Genomic DNA, 19,065 nt, shown 5'->3' on the forward strand with positions numbered 1-19,065 from the left:
CACAACGACACGAGCGCGCCGGAGGAGCGGCCGGGGTTCGGGCAGCACAATTCGTTGCGGTGCATTTTCCCCGCCGGAGGAAACCCCCGGCGGACCGCCCGCCAAACCCCCACCGAACCGTCCATGACACCCGGAGGATTCATGCGAATTCCCAGCCCCTTTAACGCTTCCCGCCTGGTCCTGGCCGTGGCCTGCGCGGCGACGGCAGCGGCGGTGGCCGCGGCACCGGCGAACTCCGCCGATTTCGGAAATGAGATTTCCGTATATGAGCAGGGCCGTATCGTCGAGGGCGACAGCGTCACCCTTTTCGGGACCTACCGGTGCGTGACGCCGTCACCCTCAGGAGCGGTTCAGATCCAGGCGACGGTCATCCAGGACGGATCCCGGCTGGCCTTCGGCGGCGACGAGGCGGTCTGTGACGGCGAGCAGCGCAAGTGGTCCGCCACCGGCACGCTGCGGATGACCCCGGGCGTCCACTCCGGCGCCGCCGGCGCCGAGGTGCGGCTGCAGTCCGCGCGGCTGGCGAGCGGCGTGTTCCCGCCGGTCGCCGTGTCGCACCTGGCGGCGGACCAGAAGGACGTCGAGCTGGTCACCGCGGGCCGGTAGGCCGCGCACGCCCCCGGCACCGCGGAGGCGGGCCTACGGGCACTCCGGCCCCAGGCCGACCATCGACATGAACGCCACCGACCGGCAGGACGGGTCCGCCTGGGGGCGGCCCGTCGCCCGGCCGAGCGCGGTCGGCACACCGGCCGCGAGCAGGAGGGCAGCGAGGAGGGCGGTGGACGCCCAGCGCTTGGCCGGCCTCATGGCCGCATCGTTCCCATGGCCAGATGCTCAGGCCACCGTCGGCCGCGCACAAGCGGATGCGTCCACTCGTGTCACCGACGTCCCGGGACAACACGTCTACGCCGGGGCCGGGGCGTCGAACTCGCACCACACCGCCTTGCCGTCGCCCCGAGACTCCACACCCCAGTGCGATGCCAGCGCGTCCACCAGCAGCAGCCCGCGCCCGGTGGTCGCCGCCTCGCCCGGGGTGCGCCGGCGCGGCCACACGCTGGACCTGTCCTTCACCCACAGCCGGACCTTGCGGACCGGTTCCGGCAGCACCTCCATGGTCAGGACCGCACCGCCGTCCGTGTGCAGCAGGGCGTTGACCAGCAGTTCCCCGGCCGCCAGCTCCACGTCGTCGGCCAGCGCCGGCATGCCCCAGTCCCGCAGGGCCTGGCGCAGCGCGTAGCGGGCCTCGGACAGCCCCTCCGGATCGGCCTGGTGCACGTACTGGTGGATCCGCGGAGCCCGGTGGGTACCCGGGTCCGGGGCCCGGCGCAGCACCAGCAGGGCCACGTCGTCGCCGGAGCCCCAGCGCTCCCACAGCCGGTCGAGCAGGTGGTCCGCCAGCGCGCCCGCCTCCTGCGGGCCGGTCCGCACCGCGTGCGCCAGCGCGTCCATGCCGGCCGTGATCGACTCGGCCGGCTCCTCCACCAGCCCGTCCGTGCACAGCACCAGTGTCTCGCCGGGCACGAGGTCCAGCCGGGTCTCGGGGAAGTCCTCCTGTGCGAAGGACGAGGCGAGGCCCAGCGGCAGGCCGCCGCGCAGGTTGGGCCAGCCGGTGCGGCCGTCGGTGTGGCGGATCAGCGGCCCCAGGTGGCCCGCCCGGACCGCCCGTACGCCGCCGGTCTCCAGGTCCACCTGCGCGTACGTACACGTGGCGAAACGTTCCGTGTCGAGCTCCGCCAGGAACCGGGACGCGCGGGCGAGCACCGTGGACGGCGGGTGTCCCTCCCCCGCGTAGGCGCGCAGCGCGATCCGCAGCTGGCCCATGATCGCCGCCGCGTGGGTGTCGTGCCCCTGGACGTCCCCCACCACGATCCCGACCCGGTCCCGGGGCAGCGCGATCACGTCGTACCAGTCCCCGCCGACCTCCCGCCCGCTCCACGCCGAGTGGTACCGGACCGCGATCTCACCGCCGCTGATGTCCGGGATCCGGCGCGGCAGCATGGCCGCCTGCAGGCCGGTCGCGAACTCCCGCTCCTGGTCGAAGAGCAGCGCCCGCTGCAGGGACTGGGCGACGATGCCGGCGAGTCCCAGGGTCAGGTTGCGCTCCTCCGGGGTGAACTCGCCGCGCCGCCGGTAGAAGAGCACCAGCCCGCCGATCGCCTTCGCCTGGGCGATCAGCGGCAGGTAGGCGGCCGCGTCGAAGACGATGGCCCGCAGGTAGTGCTCGATGGTCGGGAACTCCCGCGCCAGCTCGTCCATGGAGGTGACGAACCGTGCCTTGCGGGTCATCACCGCCCGGGACAGCGGGATGTCGTCCTCCAGCCGCGTGAACCGCCGTTCGTTGAGGATGTCCAGGGACTCCCCGCTCAGCGCGATGATCTTCATGGCGCCGTTCTCCACCAGGCCCAGCGCCAGTCCGTCGGCGCCCAGCCGTTCCAGCGCCCCCGCCCCGGTCAGCACGGCCGTGACGTCGTCCACGGTGACCGCCCGGGACAGCGCCTCGGTGGTCCGCTGGACGATCGTGGTCTGCTTGGCCCGGGCCGACTCCAGCTTCCGCAGCAGCTCGGAGTGGGCGAGCTCGGCGCGGGCGTCCCGGACCACCCCGACGATCCGCCGGGCCGTGCCGTCCCCGTCGCGGATGATCCGGCCCTGGGTGTGCGACCACTGCTGTACGCCGTCCCGCCGGAGCACGGTGAAGTACGCGCCGTACGACTGCTCCCCGCCCTCCAGCGCGGCCTGCGCCACCTCGCCGAGCCGGACCGCGTCCTCGCCGGGGATGTGCCGGCCCAGCCCTTCGGGGGTGCCGTCGAACTCCTCGGGGGTGAGGTCGAAGACCACCATCCCGGACGGGTCGACGACCACCCGTCCGGTCGCGAGGTCCCATTCGAAGCTGCCCATCCCGTTGAGGGCCAGCCGCTCACCGGGGCCGGTGACCGCGCCCTGGCCCGGCGCACCGTCCGCCTCCGCTGCCATGGGGCACCACCTCGGGGTCTGTCAGGGGCCGGGTCTTCCAGGGGCCGGGTCTGTCAGGGGCCGGTCTGTCAGGGGCCGGGCCAGTACGGCTGCGAGATCAGCCGCTCCCACTCCTCGTCAGGATGCCCCGGAAGGGTGCGCCCGGCCTCTCGCCAGCGCTCGACGAGGGACAGGTAGATCGCGGGACCGGTCACCGGCGCGGAGGGGAAGGGACCGGCCGTACGGGCCCGGTCCTGGGGGTACGCGGGGGTGGGGGCGGGGCCGTGGACCGTCCCCGGGGGACCCGGGGCGGGCGCCGCCGGCTGCTCCGCCCGGCTCGCGGGAATGCGGACCCAGCCGCGTCCCTGTGCTCGCTCCCGGCTCATCACGGACCCCTCTCACCGCTGCACCGTCGACAGGTCGTCCAGATCGTCCTGGCCGTCCGCCGTCCGCCGCCACCCGGGCCGACCCGGCTGCGGGACCCGGGCGCCGAGACGCCGGCGGACTCCTGCTACCAGTTTCCCCGCAGTGAAGCCCGCGCCGTGCACGAATCGCATGGAAGGGCCGAACGAGGGAGCCGTCAGCAGGCCCGCGAAGAACAATCCCGGGTACGAGGACTCGAACAGGGCGGTCAGCTCGGGCGTGCGGCTCCGCCCCACCGTGCGCAGGCCCGCGCGCAGCCCGGCGTCCAGCAGGCCCAGCCGCGCCAGGTCCGGGGTGAAGCCGGTCGCGGCGATCACGTGCTCGGTGTCCAGGACGACGGACGCGCCGCCGGGGGCGGTGAGCCCGAGCCGGGTGCGCGTACCCGCCGGCACCGCCCGGTGCAGGTCGTGCCCCAGCAGGGCGGGGACCCGCCCCTCGAACCGCTCGCGCAGCCACCAGGCCCCGGCCGGGCCCAGTGCGGTGGCGGCGATCCGCTCGCGGGTGGCGGCCGGCAGCCGGCGCACCGCCCAGGGCAGCTCGGACCAGGCCCAGCTGCGCCAGCCGGTGCCGAGGCCGCTGTGCGGGGCGCGCAGGGCCCGCAGCGGCGGGCGGTGCAGCGGCTGCGGGACGGTGTTCCAGTTCAGCCGGTGCCTGCGGGCCACCAGGGTGGGCCGGGCCCCGGACTCGGCGAGCAGCACGGCGGTCTCCAGCGCGGCCTGGCCGGCGCCCAGCACGGCGACGTCCGCCCCGGCGAAGCGGCCGAGGTCGCGGTGGGCGCTGCTGTGCGAGACGTGCCCGGGCGGCAGGCCGGCGAGCAGGGCCGGCAGGTTGGCGAACGGCATCACGCCGACGGCCAGGGCGACCGTACGGGCGTACAGCACCCCGCCGTCGGAGGTACCGATCCGGAAGCCGGTGCCGTGCGGGGTCACCGTGGTGACGGTCCGCTCCTCCACCTCCGGCCCGGCCTGCCGGGCGAACCACAGCCCGTACGCGCTGAACGTGCCGATCGGCAGCGGACTTCCGTGCCCGGCCGTGATCCCCCGGGTCCGGCAGTACTCGGCGAGGGTGTGGCGGCCGCCGGGCGCGGACAGGTCGGACGACCAGGGCTCCGACTTGAGGTACATGCCCTCGGGCATGTGGTCACGCCAGGAGGCCATCGGCCGGCCGAGCACCCGGACGCCCAGTCCGGCCCCGGCCGCGTGGGCGGCGATCGACAGTCCGTACGGCCCTGCGCCGATTACCAGGAGATCGTCCATGTGCGTCACGCTTCTCCCCTTCCGTGCGGGCCTCCCGTTCACTCCGGCACGGCTGCACATCCCTCGCCCGAGTGACCCCCTGCCGTGTGAATCCCCCGGGAACACGGGCCGGCCCCTATCGGCGGGCAACGAGTCCGTCCGGCTCCGCGGAGGCCCCGGCGGCCGGGGAGGGCAGGTCCGCCAGATCACCGTCCCGGTCGCGCTGACGGGGCGCGCGGACCACGGAGCGCGCCGTGCGGCGGCCGCGCGCGGGGACGCCCCGCAGCGCGTTCCACAGTCCGCGCGCTCCCTTCCGTACGCCGCGCCCCAGGAAGGCGGCGCCCATCGCCAGACAGGGCGCGGGGTCGTCGGCCGCGAACCAGGCGGTCTCGGTCCCGCCCCCCGCCGGACCCGGCGGCCGGGCGGGCGGCCGGGCCCCCCGCAGCACCGCCAGCAGGGCGTAGTTCTCGACCACGAAGGTCCGGCCCGGCCCGCCCGGCCCGCCCGTACGCTCCCGCCGCCCGGCCGGCCGGGCCGGTCCGCCCTGCCCGGTCAGGTCCAGGTACAGCGCCTGCACCACGTCCAGCCCGGAGGCCTCCGTGAACAGCCGGAACTGCGCGCCGGGCCGCGGGTTGAAGTCGACCAGCCGGAAGCGGCCGTGCTCGTCCCGGCGGAAGTCCAGGTCCAGGATCCCCTGGTAGCCCAGCTGTTCGGCGAGCCGCAGGCCCGCCTCCTCCACCGCCGGGTCGGGCAGCCAGCGCCCCGCCGCCGTCAGCCCCGTGCGCACCGGCCAGGAGAGCTCCTTGCGGCCCGACCCGGTGAGCAGCGGACGCCCGCCCCGGGTGAAGCAGCCGTGGAAGAACCAGTCGGTGTCCGGGCCGGCCGGCAGGAACCGCTGGAGCAGCAGCCGGCTGCCCGCCTCCGCCGACCGCTCGTACAGCTCCCGGGCCTGCGCCCCCGAGCGCACCAGGGTGGTGCTGCGCAGACCACCGCCGGCGGGCAGCAGCCAGGGACGGCTCCACTTCGCCACGACCGGCAGGCCCAGCCGCCACACGGCCTCGGTGACCTCCGCCGCGCTTCCCGGCACCACCGTCTCCGGGTGGGGCACGTCCAAGCGGTCGCAGAGCCGGGCGAGTTCGGCCTTGTCGGCGACCCGCTCGGGGAGCCCGTCGGGCTGGTGCGGGATCCGGAACCGGCCCTCCAGCCCGGCCGCCATCCGGGACACCTCGATCGCGCTCAGATCGTCCATCGCGACGAGCACCGCCGGCCGGCCGATCCGCTCCGAGACCCCGGTCAGGCAGTCGAGCAGGCCTGCCGGACCTGACGGACCGGCATGGACCGCGTGCAGGTACCGGGAACGGCCCACCGGCCCGCCCCCGGCCTCCACGACCGCGTGGACCTCCACGCCCCGGCGGCCCAGGGAGCGGACCGCGCCGAGCGTCCCGTGGTGGAAGGGGTTCCGGTCGAGCCGGAGGAGGACGGCGGGCACTTGCGGGGTGAACACGTGCATGGGAACGGGGTCTTTCACCTAGTCGGACCAAGCGGAGGGCGTGCGCAGATGCGAATGGCCTACCAGCCGGGCATCGGACAGGCCATTCATCGGATGAGATGCCTAACGTCGTGTGCAAGCACACCGATTCGGGAATCCCGGGAGACGCCATGCCCAGACCGCGCCGCAGAGTGGCCAGTGCCGGCATCGGCACCGTCACGGCAGGGCTGCTGCTCGCCTCCGGTGCCGCCTTCGCGGCACCGGAGCAGGAGGTTTCCGGCGAGACCGGCGTCGCGATGGGCGCGTACCTGGACTACGGGCCGGAGGGAGTGGCCCGCATCACCGAGCTGTCGCGCTGGCTCGGCGGCCAGGAGATCCGGGTCGGCCACACGTACCTCCCCGGCGACCGGTGGTCGAACATCGAGGGCGCGCCGGACTTCCTGGAGGACTGGGCCGCGTGGCGCCGGGCCGACCCGGACCGGCTGTTCGTCCTCAACGTGCCCATGCAGGAGCGCAACGAGTCCCGGGTGCCGGACCACCAGGTGGCCCAGCTGATCCGGGCGGGCGCCCAGGGCTACTACGACCAGCACTTCAAGGCACTGGCCCAGCGGCTGGTGGACCTCGGCGTCCCGGACACGGTGATCGTGCTGGGCTGGGAGATGAACGGCGTCACCTACACCCACCGGTGCGCGCCCGACCCGGAGAACTGGAAGCGGTACTGGCGGCGGATCGTCACGGCGATGCGGTCCGTGCCGGGCCAGGAGTTCCGTTTCGACTTCGCCCCCAGCCGCGGCACGGACGCGATCGGCTGGGACCGCTGCTACCCCGGGGACGACGTCGTCGACGTGATCGGGATGGACTCCTACGACCAGGCGCCCGGCCGCACCTTCGACGAGATGGTCACCCAGCCGTACGGGCTCCAGGACCATGTCGACTTCGCGAAAGCACACGGCAAGCAGATCTCGTACCCGGAATGGGGGCTGTTCCGCTACGGGGACAACCCCGAGTACATGCGGCGCATGCTGCAGTGGTTCGACCAGCACAAGCCGCTCTACCACACCATCACGGACTACTGCCCGCACGGCGTGTGGCAGTGCACGGCGAACCCGCAGTCCGCGAAGGTGTTCCGCGACGCGCTGACGCCGATGCCGCGGCCGGTGCCGACGCCGGCGGAGCCCTCCCCCGACGTCCCGAGCCCGGACCCGACCCCCGACGTGCCCAAGCCGTCCCCCGTCGACCCGACGCCCGACGTGCCCAAGCCCTCCCCCGTCGACCCGACGCCCGACGTGCCCAAGCCCTCCCCCGTCGACCCGACCCCCGACGTGCCCAAGCCCTCCCCCGTCGACCCGACCCCCGACGTGCCCCGGCCCTGGCCCTGGCCCGAGCCGAGCCCGGACCCCACCCCCCCGGGCCCGCGCCCGCCGGTCAACAGCACCGAGTGGTGCCTCCCGCTCAGCTTCGGCGACTGGCTCGGCCAGTTGGTCGGCCAGAAGTCCTTCTGCATGAAGTTCGACTGGACCTGGCCGTTCTAGGCGCGGCCGCGGGCACCGGACGGTCACCGGACCCGCAGCTCGTTCAGCCGGGCCCGCCAGTCCCGGGCGGCCGGCAGGGCCTCCCGGAGCGCACCGACCGCCCGCTCGCGTCCCGTCACCTGCGACTCGTGCAGCCGCAGCAGGGGCGCGAGCGGCGCCGTGGCCAGCAGCAGCCGCTGGTTGACCACCACCTCCGGCCGCCAGTGGTTCTTGTACGGCTCCGTCCCGCGCAGGAAGCTCACCACCTCCCGGCCGTCCGCCAGCGCCCGCTGCGCCTCGTGCCGCAGCAGCACCGAGGCCACGTCCACCTTCCTGGCGCGCAGTTCGGGGTCGGCGCCGTACAGGTACCCGCCGCTCAGTCCCGCCGACAGCAGGGTCACGTTGGCCGCGACCACCTTCCCGTCCAGCCGGAACTCGGTCAGCCGGCCCTGCCCGCTGCGCACCATCCGCCGGGTCGCCCGGGTCAGGTGCTCGGCGAACCTCGGCTTCAGGTGCTCCGGCGTCACCCCGCGGCCGCGCCACTGCTTCTCGTGCAGCCGCAGCAGGGACCGCACCGCGCGCGGCACTTCGTGCTCGGTGACTTCGCGCTCCTCCAGCCCGGCCGCGTCGGCCTTGCGCAGTTTGGCGCGCACCCGCTGCGCCCCGGCCGTCGGCATCCGCTTGACCAGCTCGTCGAAGGGCAGCACCGGCAGCTCCATGCAGGCCGAGTCGGCCAGCCTGACGCGCGCCCCCTCCCAGATCCCGTACAGCCGCTCGGCCGCGGCCCCCGGCCGGACCTCGCGCAGGTCCACCACCGCGCCCCGGGCAGCCCGGTGCAGTCCCCGGGCGAGCGCGGGCAGCACGTCCCCGGCGTGCCCGGCGTCCACCAGCACGTCGGAGTAGTCGGTGATCCCGCCGCCCAGCGGGACCAGCAGCGGCATCGGCCGGTGCACGAGCATCAGCGGTGCCGCGCCCACCAGTTCGCCGCCGCGCCGCACGAGCACGATGCGCAGCCGCCCGTCCCTGCCGTACGACAGCCACCAGGAGTGCAGCCAGGCGTGGCTCTGGAAGGGGGTGGCGCTGGGACAGGCGCGCACGAGCCGGTTCCAGGGCTCCTCCAGCGCGGCGAACTGCCGGGGGTCGCGGCACAGCGTCACCGTCAGGGCCCCGGCGGAGCCTGTGGTCATCGCGCCCGCTCCTTCTCCCGCGCGGGTGCGGCACCGGCGGCCTCGCCCTGGGCCGGCAGCGAGGCGTACACCGCGGCGGGCCCGGCCTCCGCGGGCGCGGCGGGCGCACCGGGCGCGGTCCGGTCCTCCGTACGGCGCCGGGCGCCCGGCCGGGCCAGCAGCCACAGCCCGCCGGCCAGCCCGCCCGCGCAGAGCCCCACGGCGCCGCTGATCGGGGCGGACGGGGAGGCGGGCTCGGTGGGCGCCACGGCCTGGCTGAACAGCAGCAGCCGTACGCCGGTGTTCTTCGCGGCCTGGTTGCCGCTCAGGGTCAGCGCGTCGGCGACCGCGTTGGCGATGTCGGCGGCCTTCGCCGGGCGGGTCGAGGTACCGGTGATCGCGATCATCGGGGACTCGGGGGAGGTCTCCGTCCGTACCTGGGTCCTCAGCTTCCGGGCGTCGACCCCGGCCCTCTGCCGGGCCTGGGCGAGGGTCGCGGGGCCGGTGGCGATCCGGGCGTACGCCTGGGCGAACCCCAGGGCGGTGGCCGGGTCGGTGGTGTCGTCCGGCACCGCGACGACGTAGCTGGTGGCGGCGTACTCGGGGGTCGCCAGCAGCCCGTACGCGCCGCCGGCCGCCAGCCCGAGCAGGGCGCAGGCGGGCAGCGGCCACCACGCGGGCGGCGGGAACAGGCGGCCCCGCGGTCCGCGCGGGCCGCCCTTGCGGCGTCCGGCCCGGGACGGGGGTCCGTCCGGTCCCGCGGCCTGCTGGTGGTCGGAGGTATCGGCCATCTCGGTACTCACTTCCTCGTGTGCTCGCGGTCCACGTCTGTTCGCTTGTCCGCGCGTTCACCTGTTCGCGCGATCGCCTGTTCGCCGGTTCATCCGTCCGTCCGCGGGCCGGTCCGGCCGCACCCGTGCGCGCGCACCGGGTGCGGGCGGCGGTGGCCCGGGGCCGCTCAGACCTGTGCCGGCACCCCCGGCGGGCGGGTCCGGGTCAGCGCCTGGGCGTAGACGCCCAGCAGTTGCTCCGCGCTGCGGCTGATGTCGTAGCGGCGCACCACCGGGGGCGGCGGGAGCCGGGTCGCGCCGGCCTCCATGTGCCCGCGCAGCGCCGCGACCAGCTCCTCGGTGCCGGTGCCGATCCGGCGGGCACCGGGCGCCTGGGCAGCGGGCAGGTCGTCGATGGCCGGGCAGGTCACGTGCAGCACCGGCAGCCCTGCGGCCAGCGCCTCGACCACCGCCAGCCCGAACGCCTCCTCCTTCGAGGGCGACACGAACACGTCCATCGCTGCCAGCAGCGCCGGGATGCCGGGTGTCCGCCCGTCCGCGCTGTCGCCCAGCGGGTCCCGTTCGCCCAGCAGGTGGATACGGTTCTGGGCGCCCAGTTCGGCGGCCAGCCGGCGCAGCGCCGGACGCTCTGGTCCGTCGCCGGCCAGCAGCAGGTGCGCCCCGGGCAACGCGGCCACCGCCCGGACCAGTGCGTCGAACCGCTTGCCCGGCACCAGCCGGCCGACCCCGCCCACCACGAAGGCCCGTTCGGGAAGCCCGGTGCGGGCCCGGGTGGCCCGCCGCACTTCCGGGTCGAAGCGGAACCGGACGGCCTCGATGCCGTTGGGGACCACGTGCACCCGGGCGGCGGGCACCCCCCACCCCTGCAGCCGCGTGGCCACCGTGTCGGACACGGCGACGGTGGCCGCGCCGAGGCGTTCGCTGGCCAGGTAGAGCGCCCGCACCCCGCCGGACAGCGGGCGGCCCTCGATCTCGGCCTCGCCGAGGGAGTGCTCGGTGGCGACGGTGGCGCCCACCCCGGCGAGCCGGGCCGCCAGCCGCCCGTACACGCAGGCCCGGTAGAGGTGGGTGTGCACCAGGTCGTAGCCGCCCCGCCGGATGAACCTGACCAGCCGGGGCAGCGCCCGCAGATCGCGGTTGCCGTGCATGCCGAGGTGGACCACGCGGACGCCGTCCGCGCGCAGCCCGTCGGCAACCGGGCCCGGATTGGTCAGGGTCAGTACGTCGCACTGCATCGGCAGGTGCCGGAGCAGCAGCCGCAGTTGCTGCTCGGCGCCGCCGACGCCCAGTCCGGTGATGATGTGCAGGGCCTTGGCCGAGCTCACCGAGCCCACCATGGCCGCCGGACCGCCGGGCCTCACGGGAACACCGTCCGGCGCAGCTCCCGTACCTGGTGGCGGAGCCGTTTGACCCGCAGCCGGGCGGGCCCGTCGGCCTGGCTGACGTGGGTGCGGGGCATGGCGTACGGGCCGGACAGCCGGCCGGGCACGATGGCGCAGGCGTAGTCGTACCCGGCCGCCCGGGCGGCGGTGACCACCCGGCGGTCGATGCTGCCGTAGGGGTAGCAGAAGCCTTCCGGGAGCCGGCCGGTCAGCTCGCGCAGGAGGTCGCGGCTGCCCCGCAGTTCCTGCTGGAGCTCGCCGTCGGCGCAGGTGGTGAGGTGCCGGTGGAGCAGGCCGTGCGAGCCGATCTCCACTCCGGCCGCGGCCGCCGCGCGGATGCCCTCCGCGGACAGCAGGGACTTGCGCGGCCCCAGCGGGTCCCACACGTTGTCCACGCCGAGCCGGCCGGGCAGCACGAACAGGGTGGCGTTGCAGCCGTGCCGCTTCAGCAGCGGCAGCGCCTGGGTGAGGAAGTCGGTGTAGCCGTCGTCGAAGGTGAGGCCGACGAGTCCGGCGCCGCGACCGACCTTGCGGGCCCGGCGCAGTTCCCCGACGGACACCCCGCGCAGACCGCGCGAACGCAGCCAGCCCAGCTGGGCGTCGAGGGCGCGGGGCGTGACGGTGATCCCGTACGGATCCTCGGCGGGATCGGTGAACTCGTGGACGGAGTGGTACATGAGGACCCAGGGCGCGGCGGTGCGCCGCCCGGACCGGTCCGGTGCGGCGGGCGGAGCCGTGTCGGTGTCAGCGAACATGGCGGAACCTCGAGGTGAGCTGGAGGATCTGGGCGGGCAGGGCGGTCACTTCGAGCGCCCTTATGGCCATGCCGGTGGCAGCGAACATGGCCGGGATCAGGAGGCAGCCGAGGGCGGCGCTGAGCAGCGGGTCGGGGATCATCGGCCCGGCCAGCCAGCCGGTGGCGCAGGCCGCGGCGGCGGCGACGGAGAGCCGGCCCAGGCTGATGGCGACCCGGCGGACCTGGATGGCGATGATCCGGGAGCCGAGGCCGGTGAGGAGCAGTGCGGCGGTGGTGGAGATGCCCGCGGCGTTGGCGGCGGCGATGCCGTACGTGCCCCACCAGCCCGCGGCGAAGGCGCCCGCGACGATGTTGACGAGCAGTCCGGCGCCCATGGCCAGGGCGGGGAACCAGGTGGGGCGGGCGGCGGAGAAGAACGGCCGGGACAGTGCGCCGACCAGGCAGTGGCCGAGCAGGCCCAGGCCGTAGACCCGCATCACGGCGGCGGTGGCCAGGGTGTCCTCCCGGGTGAACGCGCCGCGCTCGAACAGCACCTGGATGATCTGCGGGGCGTAGCCGATGACCAGGGCGGTGCCCATCAGGACCGCCAGGGAGGCGAGCGCGAGGTCCTGCTCGACCCTCCGCCGGGCCTTCTCGCGTTCGCCGCCGGCCATGGCCTGGGCCACCACGGGGAAGGTGACGGTGCAGATCATCAGGGACAGCACCATCGGCATCTGCGCGACCTTCTGCGCGTAGTTGAGGTGCGAGATGGCGCCGGACGGCAGCGAGGCCGCGAGGAAGCGCTCGACGAGGACCTGGGACTGCCGGAACACGGCGAAGAGGATGACCGGGGCGATCATCCCGAAGGCGATCAGCGTGGGCCGGTCCCGGTCGCGGGCGCGCCGGTCGCGGTCGCGCCGGTCCCGGCCGGCGCGACGCCTGCCCGGCAGTCCGAAGCCGACGTTGCGGATGAACGCGGGGAGTTGCACGAGCACCATCAGCAGCCCGCCGCAGGCCACACCGAGGGCGGCGGCCCGCACCCCCCACAGCTGGTGCAGGGCCACCATCGTGCCGATGATGCCGATGTTGTACGAGACGTAGATCGCGGCCGGGGGCAGGAAGGAGCGGTGCGCCCGCAGGGCGGCGCTGAAGTAGCCGGCCACGCCGAAGGTGAGCACGGTCAGGGCGGTCAGCCGGGTGCACTGCACGGCCAGTCGCGGGTCGGGCAGCCCGGGGGCGAGCACCCCGACGACGAGGGGCGCGGCCACCACGAGCAGGGCGGCGACCGCGGCGAGGAACACCAGCAGGCGCGGCAGGGTGGCCCCGACCAGCAGCCGCACCGGGTCCCGTTCCCGGGCCTCCCTGCGGCTGAGCCCGGCCGCCCTGGCGGCGGACCGGCGGGTCAGGGCATGGCTGAACGCCGGCACCATCAGCAGGGCCATGGCGTCCTCGATGAGCAGCGTGGACGCCATCTCGGGGACGGTCCAGGCGATCAGGAAGGCGTCGCTGTCGTGCCCGGCGCCGAACAGGTGGGCGATGGTCTGGTCGCGTACCAGTCCGAACACCGCTCCGGCGGCGGTCAGTCCCGCCGTGACCGCCGCGGCCTTGGCGAGGAACCGTCCCAGCGGTGCGGCACCCTGCGGGCCGGCCGGGCCCGGCTGTTCCCCGCCGCCCGGCGGGCGTCCGGCGCCCTCGGGCGCGTCTTCGGCGGGCCCCGCCACGCACAGCCGTGATTCCGCCGGGGCCCGGCCCGCGCGCAGGACCGACGCCCGCGCGCCGGCCGGGACGGCAGGGACGGGCGGGAGCGGCGGGAGGGATGGGAGAGACGGGAGAGATGGGAGGGGCGGGAGGGGCGGGAGGGGCGCGGCGGAGGCACCGTCCGGCGGGGTGTCCCGCTCCGGCGGTGTCGTCGGACGGCCCGCAGCCGCGGCGAGTCCGTTCGCCGCGGCTGCGGGCCGCCAGGGCGTGGTATCCGTCACCGGCCGGCCGCACCCTCATGGGCGGCCGCGCCCGGGCCTGAGCCGACGGCCCACCAGGCCGCCAGGCCGACGATCACACCGGTCAGCACCGTGGACGGGCCGCCGATGTCGGCGTACAGGAAGTCGGTGGTCTGCCAGACGAGCAGCCCGACCGCGATCAGTCCGCAGTCCCGGGCCGCGGCGGGCGCGGCGTTCCGGACGAGGGCCCGGCGGATCCCGGCCACCAGCAGCGCCGCCCAGCCGCCCGCCAGCGCCACCAGGCCGATCAGTCCCTGCTCGCTCAGCACCAGCAGGTACATGTTGTGCGGGGACAGCAGCGGCTGCCGGAGGTACCCGCGGCCCGCGCCGGCGGTGTCGCTGCCCGAGGACAGGCCCAGCGAGGAGTGCCCGTCCCGGTGCGCCGGGAAGCCCTTGAGCCCGACCCCGGTGGCCGGCCGCTCGCGCCACATCGAGGAGGCCGCCGCCCACATCGTGTACCGGTCCGTCACCGACTGGTCGGGCGCGCCGGTCACCTGCGTGATGGAGGTGAGGCGCTCGGCCACCATCTCGGAGCCGACGCCGAAGCCGCCCACCAGGACGACCCCGGCGGCGGTCAGCGCCACCAGTGTCTTCAGCGCCCGCCGGATGCCCGCGAGCAGCATCACCGCCAGCCCCGCGACGGCCGTCGCGATCCACGCGCCCCGGCTGAAGGACAGCACCAGCGGCACCACCAGCAGCAGTGCCGCGGCCGTGGCGGCCCGCCGGGCCCGCCGCCCGCTGCCGGGCGCGAGCGCCACCGCCGTCGCGGCGATCAGCCCGTAGGCGACCACCGTGGCCATGCCCATGACGTCACCGGGCCCGAAGGTGCCCACGGCGCGGATGTCCTCGCCCTGGTACGAGGCCCCGGTCCCGGTCGCGTACTGGACCACCCCGACCGCGCCCTGCACCAGCGCCAGCACCACGAAGCACCCGGTGGCCAGCCGGAACTGCCGCGGGTCGCGCACCAGCAGCAGCACCGCGGCCGGCACCAGCACGAACACCTGCAGGTAGCGCACGAAGCCGGGCAGTGCGGCGTACGGGTCACCGGCGGTGGCGGTGGCCACCGCGAGGCCCACCGCCGGCACGCCCAGCACCAGCGCGCCGAGCGGGCTCAGCCGGCCCGTCTCCCCGCGCAGCACGCGCACCGCGCAGACCGCCACCATCAGCAGCGAGGCCGCGTCGGCCGGGGTGACCTTGCCGGAGGCGGTGACGTCACCGGCCGGCAGCGGGGCGACCAGCAGCAGGACGGTGGCCGCGAGCGGCAGCAGCGGCCAGTCCCGGCGCAGCACCGCCCGGAGACCGGGACGGGGCCGCGACGGGCCCGTCGGCGGCGGGCCCGTCGGCGCCGCGGGCGCGGCGAGGACCGTGCTCAACTTCCCCCCAGCCGGAATCGGAAGAACGACGCGGCGGTGCGGGTCAGGATCCACAGGTCCTGCCAGAGCGACCACGTGTCGATGTAGTGGTTGTCGAAGCGGGCCCGGTCCTCGATGGAGGTGTCCCCGCGCAGCCCGTTGATCTGCGCCAGCCCGGTGATCCCGACCGGCATCCGGTGCCGTGCCTCGTAGCCGGGGTGCAGCGAGGAGAACTTCGCGACGAAGAAGGGCCGTTCGGGGCGCGGACCGACCAGGCTCATGTCACCCCGGACCACGTTCCACAGCTGTGGCAGCTCGTCCAGCGAGGACTTCCGCAGGAGGGAGCCGACCGTGCTCATCCGGTGGTCGTTCGCGACCGTCCAGCGGGTCGCCGACTCGTGCTCGTTCGCCGGGCGCAGGGTGCGGAACTTCAGCAGCGTGAACGGGCGCCCGTAGAGGCCGACCCGCTCCTGACGGAAGATCACCCCAGGACCGTCGGACAGCCGTACGGCCAGCGCGCACAGGCCCATCACCGGTGCCGCGGCGAGCAGGGCGAGGGCCGCGAGGACGGTGTCGACGGCCCGCTTCACCCAGCGCTCCGCCGTCCGGGCGGGCCGGGGCAGCAGCGGCTGCACGGCGAAGCCCCACAGCTGGTCGGCGGGGTGCGCCACCCGCATGCCGGTGATCTTGGCGGTGCCGGCCGGGTCGGCCAGCCAGAGCCGGCAGCCGTGGTCGTGGAACAGCCTGACCAGCGAGGCGGTGCGCTCGTCGGCCTCCGGCGGGCGGGTGAACACCGCGTCCCGCACCGAGTTCTGGATCACCGCGCGGCGGACGTCCTCGTGGGTGGCGAGCAGCGGCAGCGCCCCGGGCTCCGCCCCGGCCGGGGCCGTCCCCGTGTCCGCGAGCCCGACCGGCCGCAGCCCGTACTCGGGGCGGACGTGCAGGGCCGCGGCCACCGCGCCCGCCCCGGTCCCGGGGCCGACCACCAGCGCGGACCGCGGCCGGCGTACGGCCGCACGCCGGCGCAGCAGGTGGACCGCCCCGCGCCCGGCGCAGGCCAGCACGGTCTGCAGGCAGACGGCGGTCAGGAGGGCGCCCCAGCCGAGGACGGCGGCGGGGTCGGCGGCCGCGGCGACCGCGGCGACCGCGCACCACAGGACGGCCGCCCGCCCGGCCAGCGCGGGCAGTTCGAACAGCGCGGAGGGCGCGAGCCGCGGCCGGTACAGCCCGCCCTGCGCGGCCAGCGCGACGGCCGGTACGGCGAGCAGGACGCCGAGCGGCGCGGCCGCTCCGAGGGGCAGGCCCGCACCGGCCCCGGCGGTGACGGCGGTGGCCAGTACGGCGGCCAGGGCGTCGGCGGTGACCAGCGGGGCGGCGCCGCCGTGCCGGCGGACGCGCTGCGGCCGGACGGCCGGACGGGCCTGGTCGGCCCTGGGACCGCGCGGCGGGTGGATCGGGAGCACCGAACGGCGGACCGCGGTGGCGGGCCGGTTGCCGCCGCGCCCCGGGTGCGGTGCGTGTGCGCTGTCCATCGTCATCGGCTGTTGCGCTCCTGGTTCATGGGCTCGCGGCCCAGCAGTTCCTGGTACAGCCCGGTGACCTCGTCCGTGGTCCGCCGGACGTCGAACTCGGTCCGGGCGTGCTGCTGCGCCTGCCGCCCCAGCTCGTCGAGCAGGCGCGGTTCGGCGAGCAGTCCGCTCAGGGCCTCGGCCAGGGCGGCCGGCTGCTCGGGCGGTACCAGGCAGAGCCGTCCCTGGCCGGGCGGCAGGCTCTCCCGGGCCCCGCTGACGTCGGAGACCAGGACCGGCCGGCCGCAGGCCATGGCTTCCAGCGGAGCGAGCGCCATGCCTTCCCAGCGCGACGGCAGTACAACGAGATCGGCGGCCCGAAGCCACGGTCGGATGTCCGCGGCCGCTCCCGCGAAGACCACCCCGTGCGGTGCGGTCCGGCGCAGCCGTTCGACGTCGGGGCCGTCGCCGACCAGCGCGAGCCGGGCGCCGGGAACGGCGGTCCGCACCTCCGGCCAGGCACGGAGCAGCACGTCCTGGCCCTTCTGCTGGCAGACCCGGCCCACGCATACGGCCAGCGGGCCGCCGTCCCGGAGGGCGGCGGGCAGCGCCAGCGCGGCCCGGGCGGCCTCCTTGTCCCGCTCCGGGTCGGGCCCGCCGGGGCGGAAGTGGTCCAGGTCCACTCCGTTGCGTACGACGGCCCAGCGGGCGGCGATCCCGGCGGACTCCCCGGCGCGCCGTTCGGCCTCGCTGACGCAGAGCACCCGGTCGGCCCAACGAGCCCCGAACCGCTCCCATCTGAGGGCGAGTGCGGCCGTGGTGCCGCCGACCGCGTCGAAGGACCAGGCGTGCGGCTGGAAGACCGTGGGCAGGGTGCCCCGCACGGCGAGCCGGCCGGCCAGTCCGGCCTTGGCGCTGTGCGCGTGCACCAGGTGCGGACGGACCCGGCGGATCAGCCGGGCGGCGGCCGCCGCCTCCAGGGCCAGCCCGGGGCCCGGCGCGCGTACGGCCCGCCAGGGCAGCACCTCGGCCCCGGCGGCCCGGGCGTCCTCGGCGAGGCGGCCGGTGCGCGGGCAGGCGACGACCGTGCGCAGGCCGGCGGAGGTCTGGGCGCGGACTAGGTCGGTGACGACCCGGGCGACGCCGCCCTCCACGGGCTGGACGAGATGGAAGACGGTCGGATGGTCCGGCACATGGAACGGCGCATGGAACGGCGCATGATCTGACGACACGGCGAAGAGGCCCTCCGTGGTCCCCGTGCGTTTTCAGGGGTGTGGGATCAGGAATGTGTGATCGGCGATACGGTGATCGCCTTTCAGGAGCGGGCGTCCGTCTGGACGAAGAGCACACCGAGGAAGTGGCCCCGGGTCTCGCCCGCGAACGCGAAGGTGAGGCTGCGGGCTCCGGCGGACAGCGCGGGGCCGAGGTCGAACACGTCCGCGTCGTATCCCAGGTTGTTCACGTGTTCGGGCTGGCGGCGGAACCCGGCGTTTCCGAATTCCGTGATCGTCGAATTCATCACATCATCAGATGGGTTTGCGGCATTGCCGAGACCGATCCGGCGGCCACCGTCCGCCGTCACCGTGAGTGAGTCCCCCCGGGTCCCGCGGTCCCCGTCGTACCCGACGACCCCCGCCTTGCCCGCCCCCCGGACCGGCACGTCCAGCCCGGTGATCTCCACGGCCGGAACGGCCGCCGCCTTCCCCGCACCGGCGGCCGGCGCCTCGAACCCGTCCCAGAGCGAGATCCGCCGCAGCGGCTCGTCCGGGTGCCGGTAGGCCACCACCAGGGTCCAGCCGCCCCAGGCACCCACCTCCGAATGCCCCATGGCGATGTTCAGCTGGGACACGGTCCACATCCCGGCACCGCCCTTGCGGACCATCGGGGTGATGTCGGCGGACGCCTGGTACGCGTCACTGCCCGCGTCCGTCCGGTGCCCGATCACGGTGTCGGCCAGCACGTCCTTGTACGCCCCGCCCGGCTCCGCGACCAGCACCCGGCCGTTGTCCTCCGGCGGCTTCTGCTCGCCGACCCGCAGGTTCCCGCCCCAGTACAGCCGGGCGTAGGAGACCTTCGCGCCCGCGGGGATCCGCAGTTCGGCCCGGGTCGAGTTGTAGGTGTCCGGGTCCTTGTCGACCTCGCTGTAGAACATCTCGTACTCGCTGTTGACCCCCGCCGCGCCCCGCTTGACCTCCGCGCACGAGGCGGCGCCCGGTTCCTCCTCCCGACGGCAGCCGATCCCGGAGTTCGAGGCCCGGACGAGCCCGCCGTGCTGCACCGCCTGATAACGCTGGGTGAACGGGATCCGGGGCAATTCCTTCACCGCCGGAACGGCTGCCGCGCCGGCCACGGGTGCACTGAACGAAAGAGCGAGGGACGAGATCAGACCGAGTGCGCCGAGGATTCGGCGGAAGGAACCCATGACCCTGTCACCATTTTCGATCATTGGGACGCATTGGGATGAAACAGGTTCCGCACTTTGTCAGAAATCGAGCCCGAAATCACGCCGGACTCGCTCGTACGGCC

At 75.2% G+C, this 19,065-nt stretch carries 16 protein-coding genes; 2 read left to right on the top strand and 14 right to left on the bottom strand.

What is annotated here, in order from left to right:
• Nucleotides 1-141: 141 nt before the first annotated feature.
• Nucleotides 142-606: a DUF6299 family protein gene (locus ACGFQ9_RS10775; protein ID WP_393573338.1), complete on the top strand. Its 465-nt coding sequence runs from the start codon at nucleotides 142-144 to the stop codon at nucleotides 604-606.
• Nucleotides 607-639: 33 nt separating this feature from the next.
• Here the strand turns inward: ACGFQ9_RS10775 and ACGFQ9_RS10780 are convergent, their stop codons facing one another.
• The 5 genes from ACGFQ9_RS10780 to ACGFQ9_RS10800 all read right to left on the bottom strand — a co-directional run bounded on the left by ACGFQ9_RS10780 (nucleotide 640) and on the right by ACGFQ9_RS10800 (nucleotide 6,117).
• Nucleotides 640-807 (bottom strand): hypothetical protein, encoded by a 168-nt coding sequence (locus ACGFQ9_RS10780; protein ID WP_393573339.1) that lies wholly within the window; start codon nucleotides 805-807, stop codon nucleotides 640-642.
• Between the two features lie 96 nt (nucleotides 808-903).
• On the bottom strand, nucleotides 904-2,970 hold the full coding sequence (locus ACGFQ9_RS10785) for a SpoIIE family protein phosphatase (RefSeq protein WP_393573341.1): 2,067 nt from the start codon (nucleotides 2,968-2,970) through the stop codon (nucleotides 904-906).
• 68 nt (nucleotides 2,971-3,038) lie between these two features.
• The gene (locus ACGFQ9_RS10790) at nucleotides 3,039-3,335 is read right to left on the bottom strand and encodes a hypothetical protein (RefSeq protein ID WP_393573343.1); all 297 of its coding nucleotides are present in this window, start codon (nucleotides 3,333-3,335) and stop codon (nucleotides 3,039-3,041) included.
• Nucleotides 3,336-3,347: 12 nt separating this feature from the next.
• Nucleotides 3,348-4,628, bottom strand: coding sequence for an NAD(P)-binding domain-containing protein (locus tag ACGFQ9_RS10795; protein WP_393573345.1), 1,281 nt, complete (start codon nucleotides 4,626-4,628; stop codon nucleotides 3,348-3,350).
• 115 nt (nucleotides 4,629-4,743) lie between these two features.
• On the bottom strand, nucleotides 4,744-6,117 hold the full coding sequence (locus ACGFQ9_RS10800; RefSeq protein WP_393573347.1) for an ATP-grasp domain-containing protein: 1,374 nt from the start codon (nucleotides 6,115-6,117) through the stop codon (nucleotides 4,744-4,746).
• 149 nt (nucleotides 6,118-6,266) lie between these two features.
• On the opposite strand from ACGFQ9_RS10800, the gene ACGFQ9_RS10805 reads away from it, so the two are divergent.
• On the top strand, nucleotides 6,267-7,628 hold the full coding sequence (locus ACGFQ9_RS10805; protein WP_393573349.1) for a glycosyl hydrolase: 1,362 nt from the start codon (nucleotides 6,267-6,269) through the stop codon (nucleotides 7,626-7,628).
• 23 nt (nucleotides 7,629-7,651) lie between these two features.
• On the opposite strand, the gene ACGFQ9_RS10810 is transcribed toward ACGFQ9_RS10805, so the two are convergent.
• The 9 genes from ACGFQ9_RS10810 to ACGFQ9_RS10850 form a co-directional block, all read right to left on the bottom strand.
• Nucleotides 7,652-8,794 carry a GNAT family N-acetyltransferase gene (locus tag ACGFQ9_RS10810; RefSeq protein WP_393573351.1) on the bottom strand — a complete coding sequence of 381 codons (1,143 nt, stop codon included), beginning with the start codon at nucleotides 8,792-8,794 and terminating at the stop codon, nucleotides 7,652-7,654.
• Entirely contained in the window at nucleotides 8,791-9,564 is a 774-nt protein-coding gene (locus ACGFQ9_RS10815; protein ID WP_393573353.1) for a lipopolysaccharide biosynthesis protein, read from the bottom strand. Before ACGFQ9_RS10815 ends, ACGFQ9_RS10810 begins: the two co-directional genes overlap by 4 nt.
• A 167-nt stretch (nucleotides 9,565-9,731) precedes the next feature.
• A complete protein-coding gene (locus tag ACGFQ9_RS10820) occupies nucleotides 9,732-10,901 on the bottom strand; it encodes a glycosyltransferase (protein ID WP_393573762.1) in 1,170 nt (389 codons plus the stop codon).
• A 20-nt stretch (nucleotides 10,902-10,921) separates the two neighbouring features.
• The gene (locus ACGFQ9_RS10825; RefSeq protein WP_393573354.1) at nucleotides 10,922-11,701 is read right to left on the bottom strand and encodes a polysaccharide deacetylase family protein; all 780 of its coding nucleotides are present in this window, start codon (nucleotides 11,699-11,701) and stop codon (nucleotides 10,922-10,924) included.
• Nucleotides 11,691-13,409, bottom strand: coding sequence for a murein biosynthesis integral membrane protein MurJ (murJ, locus tag ACGFQ9_RS10830; RefSeq protein WP_393573763.1), 1,719 nt, complete (start codon nucleotides 13,407-13,409; stop codon nucleotides 11,691-11,693). The genes ACGFQ9_RS10825 and murJ overlap by 11 nt, the downstream gene beginning before the upstream one ends.
• A gap of 248 nt (nucleotides 13,410-13,657) precedes the next feature.
• Nucleotides 13,658-15,052 carry an O-antigen ligase family protein gene (locus tag ACGFQ9_RS10835; protein ID WP_393573356.1) on the bottom strand — a complete coding sequence of 465 codons (1,395 nt, stop codon included), beginning with the start codon at nucleotides 15,050-15,052 and terminating at the stop codon, nucleotides 13,658-13,660.
• Nucleotides 15,049-16,569 (bottom strand): exopolysaccharide biosynthesis polyprenyl glycosylphosphotransferase, encoded by a 1,521-nt coding sequence (locus ACGFQ9_RS10840; RefSeq protein WP_393573357.1) that lies wholly within the window; start codon nucleotides 16,567-16,569, stop codon nucleotides 15,049-15,051. Before ACGFQ9_RS10840 ends, ACGFQ9_RS10835 begins: the two co-directional genes overlap by 4 nt.
• Nucleotides 16,566-17,732, bottom strand: a complete 1,167-nt coding sequence (locus ACGFQ9_RS10845) for a glycosyltransferase family 4 protein (protein ID WP_393573359.1) — start codon at nucleotides 17,730-17,732, stop codon at nucleotides 16,566-16,568. Before ACGFQ9_RS10845 ends, ACGFQ9_RS10840 begins: the two co-directional genes overlap by 4 nt.
• 122 nt (nucleotides 17,733-17,854) lie before the next feature.
• Nucleotides 17,855-18,985 carry a DUF3344 domain-containing protein gene (locus tag ACGFQ9_RS10850; protein WP_393573361.1) on the bottom strand — a complete coding sequence of 377 codons (1,131 nt, stop codon included), beginning with the start codon at nucleotides 18,983-18,985 and terminating at the stop codon, nucleotides 17,855-17,857.
• Between the last annotated feature and the right edge of the window lie 80 nt (nucleotides 18,986-19,065).

Source organism: Streptomyces sp. NPDC048603 (genome assembly GCF_043199475.1).
Taxonomy (GTDB): domain Bacteria; phylum Actinomycetota; class Actinomycetes; order Streptomycetales; family Streptomycetaceae; genus Streptomyces.

What these genes read in the sequence shown, in the direction of transcription:
- ACGFQ9_RS10800 (WP_393573347.1), bottom strand. Translation starts at nt 6,117, where the DNA reads ATGCACGTGTTCACCCCGCAAGTGCCCGCCGTCCTCCTCCGGCTCGAC.
- ACGFQ9_RS10820 (WP_393573762.1), bottom strand. Translation starts at nt 10,901, where the DNA reads ATGGTGGGCTCGGTGAGCTCGGCCAAGGCCCTGCACATCATCACCGGA.
- ACGFQ9_RS10790 (WP_393573343.1), bottom strand. Translation starts at nt 3,335, where the DNA reads ATGAGCCGGGAGCGAGCACAGGGACGCGGCTGGGTCCGCATTCCCGCG.
- ACGFQ9_RS10825 (WP_393573354.1), bottom strand. Translation starts at nt 11,701, where the DNA reads ATGTTCGCTGACACCGACACGGCTCCGCCCGCCGCACCGGACCGGTCC.
- ACGFQ9_RS10840 (WP_393573357.1), bottom strand. Translation starts at nt 16,569, where the DNA reads ATGACGATGGACAGCGCACACGCACCGCACCCGGGGCGCGGCGGCAAC.
- ACGFQ9_RS10795 (WP_393573345.1), bottom strand. Translation starts at nt 4,628, where the DNA reads ATGGACGATCTCCTGGTAATCGGCGCAGGGCCGTACGGACTGTCGATC.
- ACGFQ9_RS10785 (WP_393573341.1), bottom strand. Translation starts at nt 2,970, where the DNA reads ATGGCAGCGGAGGCGGACGGTGCGCCGGGCCAGGGCGCGGTCACCGGC.
- ACGFQ9_RS10815 (WP_393573353.1), bottom strand. Translation starts at nt 9,564, where the DNA reads ATGGCCGATACCTCCGACCACCAGCAGGCCGCGGGACCGGACGGACCC.
- ACGFQ9_RS10810 (WP_393573351.1), bottom strand. Translation starts at nt 8,794, where the DNA reads ATGACCACAGGCTCCGCCGGGGCCCTGACGGTGACGCTGTGCCGCGAC.
- ACGFQ9_RS10775 (WP_393573338.1), top strand. Translation starts at nt 142, where the DNA reads ATGCGAATTCCCAGCCCCTTTAACGCTTCCCGCCTGGTCCTGGCCGTG.
- ACGFQ9_RS10780 (WP_393573339.1), bottom strand. Translation starts at nt 807, where the DNA reads ATGAGGCCGGCCAAGCGCTGGGCGTCCACCGCCCTCCTCGCTGCCCTC.
- ACGFQ9_RS10805 (WP_393573349.1), top strand. Translation starts at nt 6,267, where the DNA reads ATGCCCAGACCGCGCCGCAGAGTGGCCAGTGCCGGCATCGGCACCGTC.
- ACGFQ9_RS10850 (WP_393573361.1), bottom strand. Translation starts at nt 18,985, where the DNA reads ATGATCGAAAATGGTGACAGGGTCATGGGTTCCTTCCGCCGAATCCTC.